The organism is Arachnia propionica (assembly GCF_037055325.1).
In the GTDB taxonomy this organism is placed as follows: Bacteria; Actinomycetota; Actinomycetes; order Propionibacteriales; family Propionibacteriaceae; genus Arachnia.
Genome location: NZ_CP146373.1, coordinates 2,207,170 through 2,226,926, shown reverse-complemented (window position 1 = coordinate 2,226,926; position 19,757 = coordinate 2,207,170). Strand labels below are relative to the sequence as shown.

General features: G+C 63.6%; 20 protein-coding genes, 1 pseudogene and 1 riboswitch. Of the genes and pseudogenes, 2 read left to right on the top strand and 19 right to left on the bottom strand.

From position 1 onward, the window contains the following. A complete protein-coding gene (locus tag V7R84_RS10300; RefSeq protein WP_338568630.1) occupies positions 1-1,047 on the top strand; it encodes a DNA-directed RNA polymerase subunit alpha in 1,047 nt (348 codons plus the stop codon). Between the two features lie 47 nt (positions 1,048-1,094). After that, a pseudogene (rplQ, locus tag V7R84_RS10295) lies at positions 1,095-1,466 on the top strand (50S ribosomal protein L17); the annotation flags it as partial. 159 nt (positions 1,467-1,625) lie between these two features. On the opposite strand, the gene V7R84_RS10290 reads toward rplQ, so the two are convergent. The 19 genes from V7R84_RS10290 to trmB form a co-directional block, all read right to left on the bottom strand. Then, complete coding sequence (locus V7R84_RS10290; protein ID WP_338568628.1) at positions 1,626-2,882, bottom strand: AGE family epimerase/isomerase; 1,257 nt, start codon at positions 2,880-2,882, stop codon at positions 1,626-1,628. A 109-nt stretch (positions 2,883-2,991) separates the two neighbouring features. Continuing rightward, positions 2,992-3,627, bottom strand: coding sequence for a DJ-1/PfpI family protein (locus V7R84_RS10285; RefSeq protein WP_338568626.1), 636 nt, complete (start codon positions 3,625-3,627; stop codon positions 2,992-2,994). Positions 3,628-3,689: 62 nt separating this feature from the next. Continuing rightward, positions 3,690-4,142 carry a hypothetical protein gene (locus tag V7R84_RS10280; RefSeq protein ID WP_338568624.1) on the bottom strand — a complete coding sequence of 151 codons (453 nt, stop codon included), beginning with the start codon at positions 4,140-4,142 and terminating at the stop codon, positions 3,690-3,692. Continuing rightward, positions 4,139-4,549, bottom strand: coding sequence for a hypothetical protein (locus V7R84_RS10275; protein WP_338568622.1), 411 nt, complete (start codon positions 4,547-4,549; stop codon positions 4,139-4,141). The genes V7R84_RS10280 and V7R84_RS10275 overlap by 4 nt, the downstream gene beginning before the upstream one ends. A gap of 27 nt (positions 4,550-4,576) precedes the next feature. After that, positions 4,577-5,029, bottom strand: coding sequence for a hypothetical protein (locus tag V7R84_RS10270; RefSeq protein WP_338568620.1), 453 nt, complete (start codon positions 5,027-5,029; stop codon positions 4,577-4,579). Further along, positions 5,026-5,346 carry a hypothetical protein gene (locus V7R84_RS10265; protein WP_338568617.1) on the bottom strand — a complete coding sequence of 107 codons (321 nt, stop codon included), beginning with the start codon at positions 5,344-5,346 and terminating at the stop codon, positions 5,026-5,028. Before V7R84_RS10265 ends, V7R84_RS10270 begins: the two co-directional genes overlap by 4 nt. A 120-nt stretch (positions 5,347-5,466) precedes the next feature. Further along, on the bottom strand, positions 5,467-5,904 hold the full coding sequence (locus V7R84_RS10260; RefSeq protein ID WP_338568614.1) for a hypothetical protein: 438 nt from the start codon (positions 5,902-5,904) through the stop codon (positions 5,467-5,469). Positions 5,905-5,915: 11 nt separating this feature from the next. Next, the gene (locus tag V7R84_RS10255) at positions 5,916-7,139 is read right to left on the bottom strand and encodes a hypothetical protein (protein WP_338568612.1); all 1,224 of its coding nucleotides are present in this window, start codon (positions 7,137-7,139) and stop codon (positions 5,916-5,918) included. Further along, on the bottom strand, positions 7,136-7,486 hold the full coding sequence (locus V7R84_RS10250; RefSeq protein ID WP_338568610.1) for a hypothetical protein: 351 nt from the start codon (positions 7,484-7,486) through the stop codon (positions 7,136-7,138). The genes V7R84_RS10255 and V7R84_RS10250 overlap by 4 nt, the downstream gene beginning before the upstream one ends. Further along, the gene (locus tag V7R84_RS10245) at positions 7,483-8,757 is read right to left on the bottom strand and encodes a hypothetical protein (RefSeq protein ID WP_338568607.1); all 1,275 of its coding nucleotides are present in this window, start codon (positions 8,755-8,757) and stop codon (positions 7,483-7,485) included. The genes V7R84_RS10250 and V7R84_RS10245 overlap by 4 nt, the downstream gene beginning before the upstream one ends. 65 nt (positions 8,758-8,822) lie before the next feature. After that, the gene (gene eccCa / locus V7R84_RS10240) at positions 8,823-12,782 is read right to left on the bottom strand and encodes a type VII secretion protein EccCa (protein ID WP_338568604.1); all 3,960 of its coding nucleotides are present in this window, start codon (positions 12,780-12,782) and stop codon (positions 8,823-8,825) included. Then, positions 12,779-13,480: a hypothetical protein gene (locus V7R84_RS10235; protein WP_338568601.1), complete on the bottom strand. Its 702-nt coding sequence runs from the start codon at positions 13,478-13,480 to the stop codon at positions 12,779-12,781. The genes eccCa and V7R84_RS10235 overlap by 4 nt, the downstream gene beginning before the upstream one ends. Then, positions 13,477-14,790, bottom strand: a complete 1,314-nt coding sequence (eccD, locus tag V7R84_RS10230) for a type VII secretion integral membrane protein EccD (RefSeq protein WP_338568599.1) — start codon at positions 14,788-14,790, stop codon at positions 13,477-13,479. Before eccD ends, V7R84_RS10235 begins: the two co-directional genes overlap by 4 nt. Continuing rightward, positions 14,790-15,299 carry an OCRE domain-containing protein gene (locus V7R84_RS10225; protein ID WP_338568596.1) on the bottom strand — a complete coding sequence of 170 codons (510 nt, stop codon included), beginning with the start codon at positions 15,297-15,299 and terminating at the stop codon, positions 14,790-14,792. Before V7R84_RS10225 ends, eccD begins: the two co-directional genes overlap by 1 nt. Then, positions 15,296-16,039 carry an FHA domain-containing protein gene (locus V7R84_RS10220; protein WP_338568594.1) on the bottom strand — a complete coding sequence of 248 codons (744 nt, stop codon included), beginning with the start codon at positions 16,037-16,039 and terminating at the stop codon, positions 15,296-15,298. Before V7R84_RS10220 ends, V7R84_RS10225 begins: the two co-directional genes overlap by 4 nt. Before the next feature lie 727 nt (positions 16,040-16,766). Then, on the bottom strand, positions 16,767-17,372 hold the full coding sequence (locus tag V7R84_RS10215) for a superoxide dismutase (protein ID WP_338568591.1): 606 nt from the start codon (positions 17,370-17,372) through the stop codon (positions 16,767-16,769). 82 nt (positions 17,373-17,454) lie between these two features. Next, positions 17,455-18,048 (bottom strand): class I SAM-dependent methyltransferase, encoded by a 594-nt coding sequence (locus V7R84_RS10210; protein ID WP_338568589.1) that lies wholly within the window; start codon positions 18,046-18,048, stop codon positions 17,455-17,457. Continuing rightward, positions 18,045-18,857: a tRNA pseudouridine(38-40) synthase TruA gene (gene truA, locus V7R84_RS10205; RefSeq protein ID WP_338568586.1), complete on the bottom strand. Its 813-nt coding sequence runs from the start codon at positions 18,855-18,857 to the stop codon at positions 18,045-18,047. Before truA ends, V7R84_RS10210 begins: the two co-directional genes overlap by 4 nt. Continuing rightward, the gene (gene trmB, locus V7R84_RS10200) at positions 18,854-19,567 is read right to left on the bottom strand and encodes a tRNA (guanosine(46)-N7)-methyltransferase TrmB (protein WP_338568583.1); all 714 of its coding nucleotides are present in this window, start codon (positions 19,565-19,567) and stop codon (positions 18,854-18,856) included. The genes truA and trmB overlap by 4 nt, the downstream gene beginning before the upstream one ends. Before the next feature lie 41 nt (positions 19,568-19,608). Next, a riboswitch (cobalamin riboswitch) is annotated at positions 19,609-19,737 on the top strand. Positions 19,738-19,757 lie beyond the last annotated feature (20 nt).

Genomic DNA, 19,757 nt, shown 5'->3' with positions numbered 1-19,757 from the left:
ATGCTCATCGCACAGCGTCCGACCCTGTCGGAAGAGACGGTTTCCGAACACCGGTCACGGTTCATCATCGAGCCCCTCGAACCCGGTTTCGGTTACACCCTCGGCAACTCGATGCGTCGCACCCTGCTGTCGTCTATCCCGGGCGCGGCAGTGACCTCCATCAAGATCGAGGGCAACCAGCACGAGTTCTCCACCCTGGAGGGCGTCGTCGAGGACGTCACCGAGATCATCCTCAACCTCAAGGGCCTGGTCCTGTCCTCCGAGGAGGACGAACCTGTGGTCATGTACCTGCGCAAGGCGGGAGCCGGTGAGGTCACCGCGGCCGACATCCAACCGCCGGCTGGGGTCGAGGTGCACAACCCCGAACTGCACATCGCCACCCTCAGCGAAGGCGGCAAACTTGAGATGGAGCTCGTGGTCGAACGTGGTCGTGGATACGTTTCCAGCGTCCTCAACAAGGATCCCGACGCGGAGATCGGACGGATCCCCGTCGACTCCATCTACTCTCCCGTGCTGAAGGTGAGCTACAAGGTGGAGGCCACCCGCGTGGCGCAGCGCACCGACTTCGACCGTCTCATCATTGACGTCGAGACCAAGCCCTCCATGGCGCCCCGAGACGCCGTCGCATCCGCTGGACGGACCCTGGTGGAACTCTTCGGCCTGGCTCGTGAACTCAACGTCAACGCAGAGGGCATCGAGATGGGGCCCTCGCCCGTGGATGAGCAGATCGCCGAGTCGCTGAACCTGCCCGTCGAGGACCTGAACCTGTCGGTTCGTTCCTACAACTGCCTCAAGCGGGAAGGCATCCACACAGTCGGTGAGCTTGTCGCCCGCTCCGAGGAGGACCTCCTCGACATCCGTAATTTCGGCTCCAAGTCAATCCTCGAGGTCAAGGTCACCCTGCACAACCTGGGGCTTTCGTTGCGCGACGCCGCCCCGGGGTTCGACCCGATCCAGGCCATCGAGCGCTACGACCAGGAGCACGAGGGCGAGGATGACATCGACACCGAAGCGGACGAAGACTACGCCGAGACCGAGCAGTACTGAGAACCCATACCGAGCGCTGCTCGGGACCAGACCGAAAGAATTGAGACATGCCTAAGCCGACCAAGGGCCCCCGCCTGGGTGGTAGCCCCACCCATGAGCGCCTCATCCTGCGCAACCTGGCCACCCAGCTCATCGAGCACGGCCGTATCACCACCACCGAGACCAAGGCCCGCCGCGTCCAGCCGCTGGTCGAGAAGCTCGTCACCAAGGCCAAGCGCGGTGACCTTCACGCCCGTCGCCTGGTGCTGAAATCGGTGACCGACAGGGACGTGGTGGCGAAACTGTTCGAGGAGATCGCCCCCACCCTTCAGGGCCGTGACGGTGGCTGCACCCGCATCACCAAGATCGGCATCCGCAAGGGTGATTCCGCGCCTCTGGCGGTCCTGGAATTCGTCACCGATCCGGTGAAGAAGAAGTCCGAGGACGAGAACTGATTCTGAAACAACGGGGAGGCATCCTGGCCCAGGATGCCTCCCCGTTTCGTTGCCCGCGAAGTTTTTCGGGACGCATCGGTTGAGCTGGGTCCTGAGGAACGAGCGGTCTGGGGCGAAACCATCCACGGCGGCTCGCGGCTCGGTTCAGTTCGCTGTGATGTCGCCTCGGTGCTGGTCGCGCGCCCAGGAGGCTATTCCTCGGTTCTCTGGCAGTAGGGCGTAGAAGGTGGCCTGATAGGCGTGGTAGAGGTCAGGTTTGCCCTCCCACGTGTGGGTGACGGGACGGTTCTGCACGTCGAGTTCCTGCCACCAGGAACCGTCCACGTGGTCGATGACGTGCTCATCGGCGTAGGCCCAGAGAGTGCGGTAGGCGTCTTCATAGCGCTGCTCACCGGTGGCGCGGAACAGTCCTGCGGCTGCGCCGATGCCTTCGGCGATCTCCCAGAAGAACCGCTCCGGAACCACCGGTTTCCCGTCCCAGTCGACGGTGTAGCAGAAACCGCCGTTGTCCGCCCAGGCGTCGTGGAATGCGCCATCGAAGAGGTGCCGGGAGGCGTCCAGCAACCAGGTCTCCCGAACGCCGAGGCCGCGGAGCTGGAGCAGCAACTTCGACCATTCGAGCCAGTGCCCGGGTTGGGAACCGTAGGGTCGGAACGGATGCCGGGGCTCGTCGCGGTTGTGGTCGGGGAGTTCCCGCCAGGTGGCGTCGAAGTGCTCCGGGAGCCGCCAGGCCCCTTCCGTGGCGTCTGCGGCCCGGCCCGCGATGCGGTGCGCGATTCTTGCAGCCCGTTCCAGGAGTTGTTCGTCGCCGGTCGTCTCGTAGGCGGCCAGGTAGGCCTCCGTCAGGTGCATGTTGGCGTTCTGGCCGCGGTATGGCTCGGCCTGGTGGAATTCGCGGTCGAAGGCATCGATGCCCGCACCATCGGCCTCCACCCAGAACTTCTCGATGACCTCCAGGGCCGCTGCCAGCAGCTCCTCGCCCCCGGGAATCCCAGCGGTGGCTGCGGAACTGGCGCCGAGCAGGATGTGGGCCTGCCCGTAGAGTTCCTTGCGGAAGCTGGGGGAATCGCCCCCGACGGTCGGGAACCATCCGCCGTGCTCGGTGTCGCGACCGGCGCCGTTCAGGTAGAAACCGATGCCGTGCCGGGCCACGTCCTCGGCTCCGGGACGTCCCTGCATGGCCGCTATGGAGAAGCAGTGCAGCATGCGTGCACCCAGCCACAGTTGTGATCCCAGCCGGGGCAGGGCGTGGCCTTGTGAATCAAGGTAGGCGTAGCCCGCGCCGGGCAGCACTACCTCGGGTTGGAAGAAGTCCAGCAATGTTTCCCGGTGCTGTGCGAGCCAGCTGCGATGCTCCATGCTGTCCAGCCAGCTGATCTGCTCGGGGTGCGGTTGATTCATCAGGTCTCCTTCGACTGTCGACGACCCGTGTGACGGTGTCCTGTATCTGTGGCAGAAGGTCTCTGTGTGAGGGCCGCACGATACCTCGGTCTGCGGGGTCGTGAACGTGTCAACATCGTAGCGGCGCGGATGATGTTTCGGGATCGTCACCGGGGTCCGCGAAGGGATCCCGTGTGGGGTCGGGGTGAATCTTCAACTCGATTTCACGGGCGGCCGTCGCTGCGGCTTCCGGGCCCGTGAGGTGAGCGATCAACGCGGCTGTCATGTCCATGCCGGCTGCCACTCCGGAGGAGGTCCAACGGTTCCGGTCGTGTATCCACCGCGCCCTGCGTACCCATGTGACCTCGTCTCCGTGTCCTGACGCCCAGTCGAAGGCCCGTTTGTTGGATGTGGCCCGGTACCCATTCAACAAACCAGCGGCCGCCAGAACTGCTGAACCGGTGCACACCGAGACGACGATCGAAGCGGGGGCTGCCACATGGCTGAGCATCTGGAGGAATTGTTCGTCGCGGACCAGGCAGCGGGTGCCTGGTCCGCCCGGCATGAACACGATGTCGGAGTGTGCTGCGTCTTTCAAGGACACGGGAACCACGATTTCTGCTCCCTGACTGCTGCGAACCGGCCCTGTGTCGGGTGCCACGTAGATGATCCGGTACTCCTCGGGCAGCCGGGCGAGGAGCTCGACCGGCCCGAACACGTCGAGCAGCTCGAAACCCTCGAACAACACCATCGAGACGTCGTACACGATCCTCAGCCTACGGGCGTTTGCCATGTGGACGCTGGGCGGCCCGTGTCTGGTTCAGCGTCTCACTGTTGGTTTCCTCGTTGGGCTGCTTCGCGTTGTTGTTCTAGGGGGAGGGCTTTGAAGGCTCCCATGGCGTTGGGGTCGTTGCGTGGGACGCCGGCCTTTACGGCTCGGCGGTACCAGCGGGGAAGAAGGAATCGGGGAAACCAGAAGAAAAAACCGATCAAGAAGCTCAGTATGCAAAACGCCCATATCAGCCCGATAACTCCTCCTGGGATGCGGGACAGGGGTGGTTTGAGTGCTCCAAAGGACATGAGCAGCATGGCCACACCCCCGTAGAACATGGCGAGGGGTGGACAGGTCCAACCGTGGTAGTTAATGACGAAGCGGGGAATGGGCTCGGTGTAGGCGACCCAGCCCTGCCAGAGACAGAGGATGCCGATGACAAGAAGAAAGATCGCGGTGAAGATGTCCCCGGGGACGAGACCTTCCAGGAGAATTGCATGACCTATCATCCGCCGAACACCCCTTTGCACCAATTCCAGAACCCTTCGCCAGCATCGGCAACGCGATCTCCGAGACTTTTGCCCTCACCAGTGTCGAAGCTCATGCCCAACCCGACCACGACGCCCACTGCCAGGCCGACGGCGGTTCCTCCTACGGGGAGGATGGAGCCGATTGCAGCGCCTGCGGCAGCTGACGCCGCCACCTGAGAGCCTGTTCGCACGGTAGCGCTCTCGGCGACGCGTGCTTGTCGTTCGCTTGCGGTGAGTTCCGGGTTTTGTTCACGGTATCGTTTGTCGGCTTTCTCGTACTCGCTGCTGTAGGTCAAGCCGACCCCGAGAACGAAAAGGCCGCGTCCTGCCGCGCGCCCGAGGGCCGATGTGCCGGTGCGGGTCTGCTGGTTGTGTCTCCGTCTCAAGGGCTGTCATTTGGTGGCGGCGAGGTGTCATCGCTGTTTTCCTCGGTGGGCTGCTTCGCGTTGTTGTTCCAGGGGGAGGGCTTTGAAGGCTCCCATGGCGTTGGGGTCGTTGCGTGGGATACCGGCTTTCACGGCTCGGCGGTACCAGCGGGGAAGAAGGAATCGGGGAAACCAGAAGAAGAGGCCAAGTAGAGAGGTCAGCCCGCAGAATAGCCATGTCAGTCCGATCACTCCCGCAACGATTCGATGTAGTGGCGGTTTGAATGCTGGCAGTGACATGAGCAGCATGGCCACACCCCCGTGGAACATGGCGAGGGGTGGACAGGTCCAGCCACGATAGTTTATGACGAAGCGGGGAATGGGCTCGGTGTAGGCGACCCAGCCCTGCCAGAGACAGAGCAAACCGATGAGGATGAGCACGATCGCAGCTAAAATTTCACCGGAAACGATGCCCTCCAACAAAACTACTTGATTCTTCATCCGCCAAACAGTCCTTTACCCCAGTTCCAGATGCCTTCGCCAAGGTCTGCGATGTGGTCCCCGACAGTCTTGCCTTCGCCGGTTTCGATGCTCATTACGAACCCAACCCCGGCGCCCACTGCCAAGCCGACGGCGGTTCCACCCACGGGAATCATTGAGCCGACTGCAGCTTCTGCCCATGCGGACGCGAGTACTTGCGAGCCTGTCCGAACCGCGGCGGTTTCCCGCACTCGTGATTGCCTTTCGCTTGCGGAAAGTTCCGGGTTTTGTTCACGGTATCGTTTGTCGGCTTTCTCGTACTCACTGCTGTAGGTCAAGCCGACCCCGAGAACAAAGAGGCCGCGTCCTGCCGCGCGCCCGAGAGCGGACGTGCCGGTGTGGGTCTGTCAGCCGTGTTTCCGTCCCAGAACTTGTCGGCCAGTGCTGCCGAGGGGGTGTCATCGTTGTTTTCCTTGTTGGGCTGCTTCGCGTTGCTGTTCCACGGGGAGGGCTTTGAAGGCTCCCATGGCGTTGGGGTCGTTGCGTGGAATACCAGCCTTCACGGCTCGGCGGTACCAGCGGGGGAGAAGGAACCGGGGAAACCAGATCAAAAATCCCAGCATGAAGATGATGAAACAGATGAAACATGTCACGCTGACTGCGAACATTATAGCTTGGGGAAGAATTGGCTTCAGACCGGCTATTCCCAAGCATAGCATGAATCCGCCTCCGTAAGGGAGTGCGAGAGGTGTTGATGACCACCCTCTGTAGCCTATGACAAATCGAGGTGTGGGTTCACTGTAAATTACCCATCCTCTCCAGAGTGAGAGGAGGCCCAAAATAATGAGCCCGATCGCAGTGAATATTGCTCCGGGGGCAATGATTTCTAGCGACATTATTCCACCTCTCATCCGCCAAACGGGTTTTTGAGGACATTCCAAACTCCCTCGCCGAAGTCCGCGATGTGGTCCCCGACAGTCTTGCCTTCGCCGGTTTCGATGCTCATTACGAACCCAACCCCGGCGCCCACTGCCAGGCCAACGGCGGTTCCTCCTACAGGGAGGATCGAGCCAACCAGAGCTCCTGCTCCTGCGGCTGCCGCCACCTGAGAGCCTGCCCGGACCGCGGCGGTTTCCCTCACCCGCGATTGCCGTTCGCTTGCGGAAAGTTCCGGGTTTTGTTCGCGGTATCGTTTGTCGGCTTTCTCGAGTTCACTGCTGTAGGTCAAGCCGACCCCGAGAACAAAGAGGCCGCGTCCTGCCACGCGCCCGAGAGCGGACGTGCCGGTGCGGGTCTGCAAACTGTGTTCTCTTCCGAGTCCCCACGAGCCCGTGATGTTGGGGGGACGGATCACGGTTGCCGGGCCGTATCGTCCCGGTGGAGGACCTAAAAATGTTTCGGTCAGTGCAGTGCGAAAGCGGCTCAGGATGCTTCCCGGCTGATTGGGTCGGAAAAGCCACGACTTCCAGTCCCAATACCGGGATTTGGCGTGGCTCATCCAGTAGGGCATTTTGAAATCGTGCCCGAAAACGCGGACGACGACGCGTCTGATGACGCGTTCGACGTCCACTTTCCTGCTCTCACCCATAGCGCCCAGAGCAGCTATCATGGTGTCCCTCGGCACTCCGGACCATGCAGGGACATTCGGTGTTGGCAGGCCGTCGTCCCCGATCGCCGCCAGCTGTTCGAAGCAGGTGTTGATCGCAGCTTCGTACTTCTGGACGAGTACCACGATCTTTCCCTTGAGAGCCACGGCCTCATCCATGTAGCCCTGTCGGCCCTCCTCATCCTCAGGGATAGATTTGGCATCAAAACTGGCGGCTTCTTTGACCAACTCATCGCGCTCCGGTTTGAGGGCGGAGACCTCATCGGCGAACAGCGTCATGGCCGCTTTGACGCTGACGCACCCGTCCGAAGCGTGCTGGCTGGACTGCAGGGCCGGGTCCAGCGCCGAGTACAAGAGATCCTGGTGGGGAGTCTCGTAGCAAGCACCGAGGCCCTTCCACGTGCTGTGTGCTCCCTCCACGTGCTCCGCGAAGCTGGCGCCGTGCTCCATGAGGCTGGAAGCCGCGCTGAACAACGAGGCTGGATCCGGCCAGTCCTCAAGGCCGCTCGTGTCGATGATGCTCATACTTTCTTCCCATCCGTGATGCGGACCTCGTCCACGATGTTGGCAGCTCGCTCGGTCCGATCCGCCATCTCATGGTCCCCCGCCTGAATGGCCGCAACGGCTGAGCGTCCCCCAGCCACGGCATCGGTGATCTGCTGCTCGGCCCCGGTCATCCCTGCCGTCAAAACCCGGTTGTAGACGGCATTCAAACGTGCCGCCAGCTTCGCACTCTTCCCTGTGCACAGGGAACCGAGCGTGTCGATGTCGCCCGACACCGATGTGTGAGCCGTCGACGCATTCGAACACTCCCCCTCGACCTTCGAGAAGATGCTGTTGCAGGCCGGGGCGTTCACTTTGTAGTAGGTCATGTATTCCTCCTGTTTCCCGTTGCCGGGTCGAGACCCGCGATGGTCCCGACCAGACGCAGCCAGAACGGATCGTCGCGATCCTGCTGAATGGAAATGAGACGTCGGATGTTGCGCAGGGAAGGATTGACCCAGCTCACCGCGTCGCCTCGTGTGTGCGTGTGAACCCAGTTGAGGACCGGCTCATCAAAGCCGTCGCTCAAGGACATGTAGGTCCACCGCTGCTCCACGAACTCGCCCATACCGCCCACATGGAGCCCGGGCGTTACGTTCTGCTCGAGTTTGGCCTGTAGCTCTTTGCGGCTCAGCTCCAGGTGCATGTCGAACGGCCACGACGGGAACGCCTCCACCCAGGCCAGGAGGAGACGGAACAGGTCGTTCGAGGGGCAGTATCCCAAGAATTTCCGACCCTCGAGCTCGGGGTGTGGGACCACGAACATCGTCGTGGAATCCGTTATCCAGAACCTGAACTCGGTGGCCTTGGGAGCTGCCACCCGAATCTTCCAGGCCTCGCCGCTCAGAACGTGGTCGACATACCAGAAACCGGCGCTGGAAAGATTTCCGTCGTCGTCCACCAGCTCCGCGGCAGCCAGTTCCTTCCTCACCTCGCCCGTGACCGGAGGAAACACCCGCGTCCTGGCGCTGTTCAGGAAGATCGTGCTCGCCTCATCGCTGAGCACAATCGGCTCGGCCTGCAACACGAGAACGGGAGGCTTGATCACGCTGAGATCCTCCCGGGGTGCCCCGTCATATGTCGTCGCCCACCCGTCCAACACGACCGGGGGCACGTTCGATTCCGTGGGCGGTGCGGTGCGCTCCGCGACCGGCATGGCCGCCAGCGATTCCGCGATCGTCTCGTGCTGATCGCCCGGCGACCATCCGACAAGAGGCAACGTCACAGTCAGCTCAGCGACCACGCCGTCGACGACGGCGAGTTCCTGAATGCTCAGGAGACAGAGAATGTTGCCGTGAATCTCCTCGTTCGTGACCGGGGAGAGCGTCCAGATCCGGCGATGCTCCACCCCGCGGCATCGCACCGCCTCGACCCGCATCACCAGCGTGCCCGGCGCCTCCTTCCCGAACGCACGAAGATTCGCCTGGCTGATGGCCGCTAACGTGTCGGGGCGCCCCTCGACCCGGGATTCCCTGAGAACCGCGTTGGGCGTGAAACCCAGCACGGAAGCCGGCGCCGTCGCTATCACACAGCCCGGTTCTCGTACCTCGGCCCAGCCGTCAGGCACCTCGCAGAAGAAAGTCGATCCCAGCAGCTGCATGTCTCATCCTTTCGGAGTCCTGCGAGTCCTCGCGAACCAGCGTGACGGTCATTGTCACCTTCTGCTCAGGGCTGAGGTGAATGTCGCGGTGTGTCGGCCACCTGAACGATGTAGGGCTGCTCCCCGCGGCGGATGTAACGTCCTCGACCGGGCGGCATGTGTTCCGGGGTGATTCGGGGCAGGATCTGACCCTCCGAGCGGTCGCCGGACATCAACAGCACCGCCCCGCCGGTGTCGCGGACGCTCTGCAGGAATGAGCTGTAAAGCGCTCTCGTGGCGCCTGCGACGGGCCGGGTGACCACCACATGCAACCCCAGGTCCCGCGCCGCAGGCAGGTGGGGGATCAGCGGCGCGAGGGGCTCGGAACCACCGGCGGAGATGATGTCGTGGTCGTCGATGAGAAGCACGATCTGCGGGGAGCGCAGCCTCTCCTCGGGGCTGCGGGTGGGGCGTGCCTCCAATTCGCTGGCTATCGAACCCGCAAGTCCCGTCGCCTGCTGGAGAGAACTCGCGTGGGCCGCGAGGTAGGCATCAGGGATGACACCGGGAACGTGCCCGCGCGGATCGACGACGGCGATCGCCAGCTCATCCGGGCTGTAGCGTGCGATGAGTCCACGAGCGATGGTGCGCAGCGTGGTGGATTTGCCACACTTCGCGTCACCCAACACGAGCAGATGTTGATCTCCGTCGTCGAGGTCCCACAAGGCGGATTCCATGGTGTCCTGCCGGATTCCCAGCGGCACGGAGGACTCCTCGGCGGCATCGGGCAACGACTCGGGAGGTAGATGCTCGGGCAGCAACCGGATCGGTGCGGCGGCCGGACCGGACCACGACTCCGATACCTGCTGGGCGAGACGTTCGAGGGCTTCCCCGACATCCTCGGAACCCGCGATCTCCAGGCTCGGAAGCGCCACCTGTGCCAGGGTCTTGTTGTCGGTCAGCGCCCTGCCCGGGGACCCCGCCGGAATGGTCGGGGCCAGTTTGCGATCGATGATCGAATCGGAGGGGTCGTTGAGGCGCAGCTCGACACGGGTACCGAACAAGGTCTGGTGCGCCATCCGAAGCTCCCCCCACCGGCCCATCGAAATCACCAGGTGAAGGCCGTAACTGGCGGCCTGGAGCATGAGCCGGGTGAAGGAATCGTCGAGCGGCTCAAAATCGCTGCGAAGCAAACCGTAACCATCCACCAGCAACACGATGTCGGCGCTGGCAAGCTGTGGCAACCGGCCAGCGGCGTGCATGGCGCGCAGCTGCGACATCGAATCGATGCCACGGGTCTTGAACAGCTGCTCCCGGGAACGCAGCATGAGGCTGAGTTCCTCCACCAGCCGTCGCATCCGGTCGGTGTCTCCCCGCGTCGCCACCCCGCCGACGTGTGGGAAACCCTCGATGCGTCGGAGACCACCACCGGTCAGGTCCATACCGTAGATGGCCACCTGCTGGGGAGTGGCGTGCAGGGCGAGGGAGGTTGCGATCGTGCGCAGCAGCGTGGTGCGCCCGGTTTGTGGCCCGCCGATGATCGCGACATGGCCGCCACTGCGGGTCAGATCCAGCGTCCAGGGAAGTTGACGCTGATGCGCCGGATCGTCTTCCAGCCCGACGACCACTTTCAACGGATCGCCGTCCGACTGCTCCCTCACCTGCCCGAGCGTCAGATGACCGGGCAGCGGAGGCAACCAGATCGGGGTGACGGCGGTGTCGTCGGCTCGCAACCCCGCGACGACCTCCTCGACGAGCGTGCGTCCCGTGTCCGGGTGGCGCAGCAGGGGAACTGACGGATCACGTTCATCGACCTCGATGCCGTTGTAGACCGGGAGTTCGTAGATGCGCGGACCCGCGGCCACTGTTTCCTGACGGACCCCGCTCGGCACCGGTCCGGAGACGTAGCCGGCGCGGAATCGCTGATACACCGAGGTGTCGACCTTCAGGTATCCGTACCCCGGCATGGGAGGCAGATGGAAGGCATCGGTGGAGCCGAGCACCACCTGGGATTCCGCTTCACTGAAGGTCCGCAAACCGAGCCGATAGGACAGATAGGTGTCCAGGCCACGCAGTTTCCCACCCTCGATCCGTTGGCTGGAGAGCAACAGATGGACCCCGATGGAACGGCCGATGCGCCCGATCTGCAGGAACAGGTCGATGAAATCCGGTTCCGCGGTGAGCAGCTCTCCGAATTCGTCGATGACCACGAACAGATGTGGCATCGGGGGCAGGTCGGGACGTTCCCGGCGCAATTCCCGGTAGTGGGTGATCGACGGCGAGGAATCGGCGTCCTTGAGCTGCTGCTGGCGACGCACGACCTCACCCTGCAACGATGCGCGGGCGCGCACGGTCAGTTGTGGATCGTCGGCGAGGTTGTCGATCAGACCTGCAAGATGGGGGAGCGGCACGAACGGGGAGAAGGCGGCCCCGCCTTTGTAGTCGATGAGGATCATGGACAGATCCTCCGGTGAGTGCGCTGTCGCGAGCGACAGGATGAGAGTCCGCAGCATCTCTGATTTACCGGAGCCGGTTGCGCCGATGCAGATGCCGTGCGGTCCCATTCCCTGCTGGGCGCTTTCCTTCAGGTCCAGGTGCACGGTGCGGCCGTTGTCGTCGACGCCGAACGCGACACGCAGGAAATCGGCCGGGGTGCGGGGGCGCCACAGCCGTGCCAGGTCGATGGGTTGGTGCAGATCGATGCCGAGCATGTCCTCGATGTCTGCTTGCTCGCCCTCGACCACCTCCTGATGGAGGGCCGTGAAGGTGCGACGTGCCGCGAGGTCGCGGGCAACGGTTTCCAACTGCCAGGACTGCGCACCCTCCGGGATGAAATGAGTGGTGTGAGGATCGGTGCCGCGTGCCCCGTGGGTGATGGTTGCCTCGTCACGCAGGTCGATGCGGATGTCGACGTCATCGGGTTCGTCGAGGCGGTCGTCCAGGAGATGGATGACGGTCACCTCCAGGTCGCGGAGGTGCAGGGTCTGGTCGGGATGGCGCAGGCGTGATGCCGGATGACCGTGATCGTCGACGACCACAACCAACCGGGACAGCTCCTCAGCTTTTCCTCCTCTGCGTCTGGCTGCCGTCGCCGCAGCGGATCGTGTGGCCATCTCGCCGGCGAGGATGTCGCTCAACGCATCGAGGGTGGGAGCGATGCGACGGGCCGGCACGGGGCCGTCGAACAGGTCCGGGTCGTGGACGTGCGGCAACAGGTCGAACCCCCGCCAGTCGCTTGCGTGTTCGCTCGGGAAAACCGCCGCCAGTTCAAGGTCCTCGGGCAGCTGGTGGGCGGACAACTGCATGATCAACGCGCGGATCATGGCAACGGTGCTTTCACGAGGCCCGATCACCGCCACCACAGCCGCATCCACCAGGTCGGCGGTGGCGGGCATCGCCTCAATGGAGGAATGGGAACTGGTGAGCATCTCGGCCTCACGCAACAGGATCGGGTCGATCGGTTCCACGGGTGATTCGGAGGTAGGGACGTTCAACGTGAACCACGGCACGGTCGCGATTCCGATGCGGGCTTGGAGATGGTCGGCATCGGAACGTCGCCGCTCCCACAATCTCTCCGGATCGCGGATGAAACTGACGATCCCAGCCGGGCTCGGATGCAGCGCCAGGGCAGTGTTGCGCGCTTCCTCGGCCTGTTCCCGCAGCTTGTCGCGGGTGCGTTCGAGGTAATCGAGATAGCGGCTGCGATGAAGACGCAACTGCTTGCCTGCGCGTCCCCGACTGGAAATGGCAAAACCGAGCCCGCTGACGAGGGCCACGGTGAAGACCACGGCGGCGATCAGCATGAACAACGGCTGGCCGTTGCGCATCACCACCATCATCACCACGGACGTGAGAGCCCCGACCACGGGAAGCAGGAACTGGAACGGGGTCGGACTGATCTCGGCACCGAGCGTGGGCGGTGACGGGATCTCGATCGGATCCGGGCGCTCGAGTGGCGTCGTGGTGCGGGTGGGGCGCTGGAGGCGCTTGTGTGCAGGGGAGGGCTGTAGCTCCTGGGCCTCGGGGAGGGCGATGTCATCCGTCATGAGGTGCGTCCCTTCGCCGGACGGGTGAGCACCCCGATCAGACTCGCGGCCAGGCGATACATCTCGAAGGCATCCGGTTCCCTGAGTTTCTTTCGTGTGTTCCGGCGACGGTCGTGGCGTTGCAGGATCGACGTTAGGGGAAGTCCGCGGACCAGTGCGCGGATCGACGGCCCGACCTCGCCCCGCACATCGGCAACCGCCAACAGCACGGGAAGACGTTCGCTCAGAGCCGTCGCGACGTCAAGGGTCGACTGGATCATCCCCCTGTCGGCTGCGGTGACCAGACACAACGCATGGGAATCGGTGGCTATCAGGCTCAGCTGAGGAAGGGGAGCAGCCCCCCAGTCCGTGATCGTCAGGTCGTGATCGCGCTGGGCGTCGCCAACGACTTCCCCCCAGAAGGACAGCGGATCGCTCCAGTGGTCGGGGGTCAAGTGACGAACGGTGTGTGGGCTTCGCAACTGCGCGAAACGCGATCGTTCGGGATCGTCGGTCGTGATCATGAGCAGACGATCCGGGCGCAGCAGCGCCAACATCAGCGCCAGCTCGGAGGCGATGGTCGTGGTGCCGCTGCGGCGCCCAATCGATGCGACCCCGATCCGCCGTCGCACCGGGAGTGGGGTGTTGATCCTGCGTGCCAGTTGCTCCAGGTCCCGGGAGCGGGCACCTCCCGAGGCACGAAACCACGCGCTGATCATCGGAAGGTCTCCAACAGGTCTGCGTAGATGCCGAGCGCGCCGAGCGCCAGGGGGATGGTGGTGATCATGAGCAAGAGTTCGACGACCTCGGCGGCACGTCGCAGTTTGGCACCGAAAACAGCGCTGGGACGGATCAACGCGATACCCAGCAACACGATCAACACAACAGCCGCGATGATCGTCCGAGGCATAGAGCTGAGCTGTGGACTCCCCATGAGCATCGCCAGCAGTGGTGTCAATCCGGTGATCAGCAGTGCGATGCGTTGCGGTATGAGCGGCAGCACACGGGCGCGCAGCAGAAGAACCAGGCAGATTGTGGGAGTCAGACCCGTGGTCCACGGGCTTTCCTGCCCAGCCAGGGAGAACAGCGCAAGTCCAGTGGGCAGGCCGATCGCGATGACCGCCCAGGTCAGGGTGGCGAACCCCTCCTCGATAGCGCGATCGACGTCCTGACGACCGGATCGTTCCCCGCGCATCGAGCGGTCGTCGTATCTCGTCAGGCCACTCAGCGCCAGGGCCACTCCCGGCACCAGACCTGTCAGCATCATCCCGGTCAGTGCGGTCACCACCGCGACCAGGAGCTGGGGCCACGCCAGATGATCCCCCACCGCGGTCAGAACGGCGGCCAGCACACCGATTCCGCTGCACACCAGGACCGGTCGCTGTTTCGATCCGATTCCGACAATCGCTCCGAGTGCCAGCCAGGCGGCGCCAGCTAGGACGATGATGCGAGTGCCCAGGGACCAGGGCTGAGGGGTCAGGGCGAGCGCAGGAACGATGATGCCGAGGGCTGCGGCCCCGAAGGCGGCGGCAGCCCCGGTGCGGGATCGGTGGGCGAAGATCGTCGCCAGAGCGATCAGGAAGAAGGACGCCGCAGGAAACCAATAACCCTGCTGGCCGGTCAGCCCGCCGACGTGGGCCTGCGCGCTGGTCGATGCGATCCCTGCGACGACCGCGGAAAGCGTCGCGACCGATGCAATGCCCGCTCTTTCGTTCCAGTGATCGCCACGACGTCCTGCAGCGACGGCCACGGCATCCGTGATGTCGACGATCTCGGGTGGCTGTGGGGCGTCGTCGAGGGGAAGCAGGCGCAGCATTGTGCCGTGGTCGACCCTCTGTTCCCCGAGCGTCTCATCGAGTTCGACGCGCACCCCCGTGAGTGTGGACAGCGCGATCTCGCGCCCCCCGGGGACACGCTCGTCCAGCATCTCCAGCAGCTGCGGCAGCAGCGCCCCGACGGGCTCATCATCGGGAAGCACCAGATCGGCCTTACGTTTGCTGCCGATCACGGTGAGCCGTGTATAGGTCATCATTGCTCCTTCTTGACGACCGTGAGGGTCTCGGGGTCGATGGTGAGTCCCGACGCCGGATCCGTGTAGGTCTTGGTTTCCGGGTCGTAGTACCAGCCGAGCCTGATGTCGATGGTGCGGCCCTGTGGATCGGTGGCCAGCATGGTGTCGGGGTCGACACGGAAACCGGTTCGGGGATCGATGTACAGGCCCGTTTCTGAGTTGAACAACAAACCGGTTTTCTCGTCCTCGACGTACCCATTGCCCGGTTTGATGGGATTAGCCTTCATCGCGGCCATGAAAGCATTGACCGCCTGCTCGTGATGCTGGCGTTCCAGGAGGCCCAGCACGAAGCCGGTTCCCAGACAGGCGAATCCCACCACCGCTGCAAGAATCACCGAGCCGAGCAGTCGGCCCAGATTCGTGTTGACCTTGTGGCGTTCCGCGAGCCTTCCATGAATGAACGCGGAGGTCAGGCGTTCCCTGTGGGTCTTGGTGGTCTCGATCAGGGTGCGGTCGAATTCGTTCATCGCGTTCCTGGCAGGTTGGGGATGGCTTCGATTCGGAGCTCACGCCGTCCCAGTCGGAGATGCGCCAAGAGGCCCGGGGCCATGGGAAGGCTGACGGTCTGGTCCGCGGGCAGCGGATGATCTCCTCGGGGAGTGACAATGGCGGTACCACCCCGGCTACCCATGTCGCTGAGTGACAGCAAACCTGATTCGCTCCACAGCATCAGGTGGGTACGTGAAATGGTCCGGCTGATGTCGGTGACGGCCAAACAGTGATACGGAGGAGCCACCCGAGGGTCGCGTCCGATCACGCACGGCATGTCGAGGCGATAGCGGGATCCGTCGTCGAGGGAAGCGACCAATGTCACGTCGACGGGTGGGCGTTTGGGGACCGTGGTGTCCAGGGCGATGGAGCGGGGGCGCGGGCGCAGCGGGTCCTGGCCGCGCCTGATGTCGACCGCGCGGAAACCGGGCAGTTTACCGGGTAGCCCAGTGACCGGATCGACTGCACGCAGTCCCAGGAGAAGATGACCGGGGCTTGTGCCCAGGCGCGTGCGAAACCGCCACCACGTGATCGTCACAACGATCGTGGTGAGGGTTCCCAACGACATCGTCAATGTCCTGGGCAGATCGCCGGCAGATGCCCACAGGGTGATGGCCGTGACGATCAAGGCTATGACGACGAAGTCCAGGACTGAGGAAATGATGAGCTGCCATGTCCTGGCCGGGGTGTCGGCGAAGGCTGGGCCGTTTCCCGTCATGTGGCTGGCCCTCCTCTCCCGCAGTTGTGGTTGTTCGGGCCAGTCAATCACGACCTTCGGCGAGTCGCGTATACCGGGATTTATCGAGTTTTATGCAGGATTGATCGCGGTTATCATGGGTTGTCATCCTTTTGGATGACTTGATTTCTCCGAGGTGTGTGGACCAACGAAGCGTCGCTGCTTGTCGGAGACGTTTAGTGTGTGATAAACGACGCGAGGCTTGTATTTTATGATTCAAGAGTGTTTGTGAAATGAGGGTACGACAGGTATGAGGCAGAGAAACTGATTTTTTCCTGCGTGAGGAAGCGTTTCCGGGAAGCGGTCTTTTGTGGTGAAGTTCACGATGAAGAGCGCCGCCGTGGTGCTGCTGGGTGGTGTTCGTCGACGGAGCTGAAGGTGATGGGGCAGACGGTTGAATTCCCAATGGGTTCGATCGTGGGGCTGCGGAATGGTTTACCGGGGTCTGTAGCCCGGAGGTGAAGCAGAGCCAATGAATCAACTGCATCGTGGGATCACGACATTGAAACGTATCCGCAGGCAGAGTGTTTGGTGATAAAACCCCTGCTCAAGGCGTGGTTGAGGATGGATATGCATGAGCCTCAAGGGGAATCGGGCTGCTGTGGATCTATTGGAAAAGGGGTGATCGCGTTTCGTGATGGCGTGCTGGGGCATGGAACAAAAACGCCGGGGTTCCAGCCTGCGCAGGCTGGAACCCCGGCGCTTCAGGTCAGGACGCGAAGGTCTGGGCCTTGGAGAAACGCTCGGCGACGTCAAGCCAGTTGACCACGTTCCACCAGGCGTTGACGTAGTCACCCTTCACGTTCTTGTACTGCAGGTAGAAGGCGTGTTCCCACATGTCGAGCTGCAGCAACGGGATCTGGCCTGCAGGGAGATTGCCCTGCTGGTCGTACAGCTGGTTGATGTTGAGACGCCGCCCGAGGGTGTCGAAGACCAGCATGGACCAGCCGGAACCCTGGATGCCGTTGGCAGCGGCGTTGAACTGCTTCTGGAAGCCGTCGAAACCACCGAAGTACTCGTCGATGGCTGCAGCCAGCTCGCCGTCGGGGCGGCCGCCGCCCTCCGGAGACATGTTCTTCCAGAAGGTGGAATGGTTGATGTGCCCGCCCAAATGGAAGGCCAGATCCTTCTCCAACTTGTTGATGGCGCCGAAATTGCCCGATTCGCGGGCCTCTGCCAGCTGTTCCAGGGCAGCGTTCGCTCCCGCGACGTAGGTGGCGTGGTGCTTGCTGTGGTGCAGCTCCATGATCTCTGGGGCGATGTGCGGGGCCAGCGCGCCGTAGTCGTAGTCGAGATCGGGCAGGACGTAGGTCATCGGGACTCCTCGGTTCGGGACACGCGGTCTGGCCGCGACGGTCTCCCCAATCCTATGCAGCCTTTGGGGACCCGCGGGTCAGTCAGGCGGGCGAGTCGCTGTCGCGCCGGACTTTCGACACCCGGAAACCCTTCGCTGAGGCCAGCTTTTCCGTCGGCCACCCCTGCTCGATGAGCCAGGTCGTGAGGGAATCCGCGCCGAGATTCTTGCTCACCACCAGATATGCGACTCCGTTGGGTCTCAGTCGGGGCAGCCAGGTGAGCAGAAGCTCGTGCAGGGCCTTCTTCCCGATGCGGATCGGCGGGTTGGACCAGATCTCGTCGTAGACGGCGCCGTCGGGAGAGAAGGTTCGCACCCGATCCGCTACCCGGGCGCGTTCCGCGTTCATCCGGGTCAAGGCCAGGGCACGTTCGTTGACGTCGACCGCATCCACCCGCACCTCGGGGCTGGCCGCGGCGATTCCTACCGCTATCGGCCCGAATCCGCATCCCAGGTCGAGGATCCGCCCCTGTTCTGGCGGTGCGACGGTGCGCAACAGCACCGAGGTGCCCAGGTCCAGTCGGGTGCCCGAGAACACTCCGTTCGCGGTGGTGAAGACGAACTCGCGTCCGAACACCGTGGCGGTGATCTCGCGGGTGATCATGGGGGAGGAGTCGTTGGTGAAGTAGTGGCTCATGTCTCCTCCAGGCTTCGGCGGGCGCGGGCCTCGCGGGCACGCGAGGCGAGTTGATCCTCGGCGGGATAGCCGACCTCTTCCAGCACCAGGCCGTGGGCGGGCATCAACGGTACCTCCCCGCAGCGGCGGTCACTGCGTGCCACCTCTTTCAGCCATGCTAGGTCCCGGCGTCCTGCGCCGACCACGGTCAGTGCGCCGACCAGGGCCCGCACCATCGAGTGGCAGAAGGCGTCAGCCAGCAGGTGCACCTCCACCACCCCGTCATCGCGTCGTGTGACGGTGAACTCCCGCAGGTCGCGGATGGTGGTGGCGCCCTCACGGGCCTTGCAGAACGGGGCGAAATCCCGCAGCCCCGTCAACAGTCGTGTCGCTTCCTGTGTGGTTGCTAGGTGCAGTGGGTGCCGCAGGTGGACCACATGGTTGCGCCACAGAGGATCCGGCACCTGCGCGGAGTCGATCAGGCGATAGCAGTAGCGCCGCCAGACCGCGGAGAAGCGGGCATCGAAACCGTCGGGGGCCTCGGTTACGTCACGGATGGCGATGTCGTCGGGGCAGATTCGACGCAGCCTGCGCAGCAGGTCGGCGGGGGACAGGGCTGGGTCCTCGACATCGACGTGGCACACCTGGCCGCGGGCGTGCACCCCGGCATCGGTGCGGCCCGCGACGGTGAGTGCGGGGGCCGGGTCGAGGCGAAGCAGCCTGCCCAGCGATTCCTCCAGCACCCCCTGCACCGTCCGCAACCCCGGCTGGGAGGCCCAGCCGTGAAAAGCCCCGCCGTCGTAGGACAGATCGATGCGCAGTCGAGTCACGGCAACCGCCGGTAGGTCAGGTCGTAGACCCTGCGGCCCTGCGCCAGGCCCTTGGCCTCGTATTTCGTGACCGGGCGTGCCTCGTACCGCGGCGCCCAGTCGTCGTGGAGGTTCTCGAATCGCGGATGGGCGTCGAGCGTCTCCCGCTGCCAGAAAGCGTAGTCCTCCCAGTCCGTGGCGAGCCGCCACAGCCCGCCGGGCCGGAGCTTCAACGCCACCAGGTCGGCAAATTCCGTGCTGACCAGGCGGCGTTTGTGGTGCCGGGCCTTGCGCCACGGGTCGGCGAAGAAGGTCCACAGCTCCGTTAGGGAAGCATCGTCGAACAGCACCGCTAACCCCTGCGCACCATTTGCCGGCACGATGCGCACGTTGTCCACCCCTTCGCGGCCCAGGCGTCCCATGGTGGAGGCGATGCCGGGTGGGAACACCTCGAAGGCGATGAAGTCGTTCTCGGGGCGGGCTGCGGCCATGGGAACCAGCGAATCCCCATTACCCGAGCCGATCTCCACGATTCGCGGGGCCTGCCTGCCGAATACCGCGTCCCAGTCGACGTGGGCGTCGTCGGCAATCGACGTTTCCATCTCCGCGGTGGGTACATCAATGAGGAAATGGTTCCGGTGACGATCCCATGCAGCCCACTGCGAATCATTCATCCGGGTGTTGCGACGCACGAAACTGACGATGGTGCGCTGTGGGCGGGGAGCTTTCACCCCGAGATGATAACCGGGGTAACGGAACCTACTGTCGACGTGGCACATGTTTGACGGTAGGTTTTCTCATAGTCTCGCCGCGCAGGAATCCGGTGGAAATCCGGAACGGACGCGCCACTGTGACCCATGACACCGGGAAGCCAGGAACTGCCAGCGAAGACAATCCCATAAGGACGCGATATCCAGGATT